The sequence below is a fragment of the Neochlamydia sp. AcF95 genome, from assembly GCF_018342455.1.
Taxonomy (GTDB): domain Bacteria; phylum Chlamydiota; class Chlamydiia; order Chlamydiales; family Parachlamydiaceae; genus Neochlamydia.
This window is the reverse complement of record NZ_JAEMUC010000025.1, coordinates 1-3,753: the sequence shown is the minus strand read 5'-3', so window position 1 is coordinate 3,753 and position 3,753 is coordinate 1. Positions and strand designations below refer to the sequence as shown.

The 3,753-nt window shown below is 36.8% G+C and carries 7 protein-coding genes; all 7 read right to left on the bottom strand.

Annotated features, from left to right (window positions below; translation table 11 throughout):
• On the bottom strand, window positions 1–920 hold a 920-nt coding region (locus NEOC95_RS02035), incomplete at its 3' end, for an F-box/LRR-repeat protein (protein ID WP_213151185.1).
• A 1-nt stretch (window position 921) separates the two neighbouring features.
• On the bottom strand, window positions 922–1,242 hold the full coding sequence (locus NEOC95_RS02030) for a hypothetical protein (RefSeq protein ID WP_213151183.1): 321 nt from the start codon (window positions 1,240–1,242) through the stop codon (window positions 922–924).
• A 103-nt stretch (window positions 1,243–1,345) separates the two neighbouring features.
• Window positions 1,346–1,786, bottom strand: a complete 441-nt coding sequence (locus NEOC95_RS02025) for an IS1634 family transposase (RefSeq protein ID WP_166154233.1) — start codon at window positions 1,784–1,786, stop codon at window positions 1,346–1,348.
• The gene (locus tag NEOC95_RS02020) at window positions 1,773–2,045 is read right to left on the bottom strand and encodes a DUF4277 domain-containing protein (RefSeq protein WP_249270137.1); all 273 of its coding nucleotides are present in this window, start codon (window positions 2,043–2,045) and stop codon (window positions 1,773–1,775) included. The genes NEOC95_RS02025 and NEOC95_RS02020 overlap by 14 nt, the downstream gene beginning before the upstream one ends.
• Window positions 2,046–2,325: 280 nt before the next feature.
• Window positions 2,326–2,502, bottom strand: a complete 177-nt coding sequence (locus NEOC95_RS02015) for a hypothetical protein (protein ID WP_213151181.1) — start codon at window positions 2,500–2,502, stop codon at window positions 2,326–2,328.
• A 44-nt stretch (window positions 2,503–2,546) separates the two neighbouring features.
• A complete protein-coding gene (locus NEOC95_RS02010; protein WP_213151179.1) occupies window positions 2,547–2,750 on the bottom strand; it encodes a hypothetical protein in 204 nt (67 codons plus the stop codon).
• A 17-nt stretch (window positions 2,751–2,767) separates the two neighbouring features.
• Entirely contained in the window at window positions 2,768–3,139 is a 372-nt protein-coding gene (locus NEOC95_RS02005) for a hypothetical protein (RefSeq protein WP_213151177.1), read from the bottom strand.
• Window positions 3,140–3,753: the final 614 nt, after the last annotated feature.

Here is a 3,753-nt window from a genome sequence, read left to right as displayed (position 1 = left end):
ATTCCTGCAGGCAGGCTGGTGAGCTGGTTTTGATTTAAGTTAAGCCATTCTAGCTGAGACAATTGCCCGATTTCTGCTGGCAGAGCGGTGAGCTGGTTTTGATTTAAGTGAAGCTTTTGCAGCTGAGACAGCTTTCCGATTTCTGCAGGAAGGCTAGCAAGCTGGTTTTGGCTTAAATCAAGCTCTTGCAGTTGAGATAACTGGCATATTTCTGTGGGTAAATAAGTCAAGCCTGCTTTAGATAAATTTAGCAAAGTTAAGTCTTTACAATTTTCTTCAATCCAACCTCTAAAAAGCTCTCCTTTTTTTTCTAGAGGCAAGTGCTTAATTTCTTCTCCGCTCAAATATTCTTCCCCACCAGGAAGTTTGTTCCAAAGTAAAAGGCGATTAATGTTTAAGAAATAAGAAGCGTAATTAGCCAGCGTTAAGCCTCTTTTTTCTTCTGTTTTCTCTTTAAATTCTATTAGAGGCAAGTGCTTAATTTCTTCTCGTCTCAAATATTCTTCTCCACCAGGAAGTTTTTTCCAAAGTAAAAGGCGATTAATATTTACAAGATAAGAAGAGTAATTAGCCTGCCTTAAGCCTCTTTTTTCTTCTGTTTTCTCTTTAGATTCTAAAGGAGAAAGAGACTTGGCTAAAGTAAAGATTTGCCTAAAGATTGCATTTACCTTTGCTACTTCAGTAAGCTTTTCTTCTAGCTTATAAATCCTATCTACAATAAGAGCCTGCTCCTTAACATTTCCTTGAGGAACATGCACTTTACCTATTTGTTTATAAAGAGAAGGCATCACTTCAGAAGCCAGCAGATGATGCCATCTTTTACAGACGCTAAATAAGGAAGGAACTGCGCAAGCCTCTAAGATAGGGAGTAGCAATTCATTGGGCAAGCTTTCAATAGAGGCCGAAGAGATAGAATGCATTTTATTTCCTTGGGTAGTGATGGCCTTTTATCATTTTTATTTTTAAAGGCAATATAAAAAAATTAAAAAGGCAAGTCAAAACAATTCGTATCCTTATCACCAGAAGGGCATCGGCTAACTTGTTAAGCAAAGAGCAAGCTACTGTGTCTTGTAGGCGATAGCTAGATATAGAAGTTTTTTGCTTAGCTTTGGGCCGAACAGATTTAGCATGCTTTTGAGTTGCTATAACTTGAGGTTTTATAATCTGTATATATTTAAGCTTCTTTGCAAGCTTATCTAATTGACGCTTAGCATCACTTGGACATGAAAATTCTTGCTGCATGAGCTTAATAAAGGCTTTGGCTTCTTTCTCACCGTCCTTAAGATAATGCTTAGCTAAAGTGCGGCATTTTCTTTGATAGGCAGCTTGGTTAAAAGATGGCTACCTATCTTTGTTCAACGCCTGCATAGCAAGAAATGCTCTTAAAAGCTCGATACCCTTCTGCCATCTCTACCGTCTTGTCGTAAAGCACTTCAAATATGAGTTCTTTGGCCTCTTTGATCTGCATGGGAACAGGAGTTACAAATAAGCGTTGTTCTCTTTTAAAGGCTTGTAAGGTAGCTGGCGTATAAAAAGCACTGTCTCCTACTATATAACGATTCTCTACGGCTTGCCGAAAGCTTTTAAGATGTTCGGCCACAACTCGCGTAAAGGCGGTTTTATTGCTGCTATTGCCATCGGCCGCTTGCAAAGGGATATTGCCTTCATTGGAAGTGATGAGTTGCAAGACAGCTTGGTTTAAATCAGGCCTGTGATCGCGACTGTAGCCTTGTAATAGACGAATGCACGATTCTCCTTGTTCTAATAGGCTCTCATAAGTTTCCATCTACATGAAAACTTGTCGCATCTAAATGTAAACTTTTTACTTGGATACCCAGCACTTTGATTGTATGCAGGGCTATCTTAGTAAAAAGCTCAGTCATGCCCATTTCAAATAGCTTATCCAGTGTTCTGCCTAAAACATTATCATCAATCTGCTCGAGAATGACTAGCATACCTAGCAAATGATCGATGGGTTTGTCTTCAAAGTACTCAGAATACATGTAAAGCGTCCGACTTACAAATCCCCATCCGTTTAAGATCATGTATTCAACAGCTTATCCCTAGATTAGATGCTTATTCTTCGCCTGGTTACCTACTGCTTGATCAATAAGGTCAACTAACCCTATCTCCTCACACATTCTAAGCTACCAATTCTAAATGATCGGCGTTTTGTGTATCTATTTACATAACTTTTAGTCGTTTAATTTAAACCCTTACAGAAAACATCTTACTCGATTGGCCCTCAGAATTCCTAATTATTTTTTTGCTGAGAAATGTAAGTTATAACTTTAAATGTAGCATTATTTCTTGAGGAAAATTTCCCTACCGGCTTCTATTTAGCTCTAGATTTAACTCGTTTAGCAGATGATCTATTTCTGCCGGAAGAGTGGTAAGTTTGTTATTGCTTAAATTAAGATTTTGTAGCAGAGATAGCTGCCCTATTTCTGCCGGCAGAGAGGTGAGCGGGTTGTTATCTAAGCCAAGCAATCCCAGCTGCAATAGCTGCCCTATTTCTGCCGGAAGAGTGGTAAGCTTGGTGTCATTTACAAGAAAATTTTTAACTGCAACAGTTGCTCTATCTCTACAGGTAATAAGGTTAAGCCAATTTTTGCTAAATGCAATTTCGTAATATCTTTGCTATAATTTTCAATCCCTTCCTTAAAAAATTTGTCTTTTTCTTCTAAGGATAAAGCTTTAATTTCTTCTCTTTCTAAATACTCTTCTCCTCCGCCAAGTTCTTTCCACATTAAGAGGCTATTGATATTTACAAGATAAGAGCAGTAATTAGTGAGGGTAAAATATTTTTTTCCTCGGTTTTCCACTTAAATTCTAAAGGAGAAAGAGAGGTAGCTTGAGTAAAGATTTGCCTGAAGATTGCATAGACCTTTGCTGTCTCTGAAAGCTTTTCTTCTAGCTTATAAAGCCTATCTAAAATAAAAGTCTGTTCGCTAATATCTCTATGAGGAGCATGCATCTTACCCGTTTGCTTATAAAGGGAAGACATGACTTCCTTAGCCAGCAAATGTCGCCATCTTTTACAAACGCTAGATAGGGAAGGGTTAACGCAAGCTCCTAAAATAGGGGCTAGTATCTCATTAGGCAATTGTTCTAAGGTGATGGAAGAAATAGGATTCATTATACCGCCTTTTGTAATAAGTTTTATGTATGCGTTTGTTAGCTAATAATCTAGAAATGCATCTAAAAGAAAACAAATTTAAAAGAAAATAAGGAAGTAATTTATTTAGACTAGCAAGTGCAAAAGTTTTACATCAACTTATCCTGATAATTTGGAAAATTTAAATCTGAGAGGCAAGCTTTTCTTTTTTAGGAAGAAGAATGCTATCTAGACTTGTCACCACCTCAAGAAAATGATTTGAATAAGGCTCATTGGCTGTCTGATACCTATTCTTTCCATGTAAAATTAGTGATAATAGAAGCAAGGGTCCTAAAAAGATTCCTCTTTCATTTAACTTACTATCTTTTTACTAGTTTCTTTGATGATTTACACTACACTAGGGCTAGCTTATAAAGAACACTCAAAAAAACTAGCTTCTAAATCCTTCCCTAGCAAGCATGCAGATCAATTTTTCTTGCTGGTATTAGATCCTTAGTAAGCAATACTTTTAAAAGTTAACAGGAAAAACCTGCTAATCTTTAAATCTTTTGCCTTTCCGTAAGCGGTCACGGGGGTTATCAATTACTTTGTGATAAATAAAATAATTTCTAGAGTTTATATTTACTTAATCATAT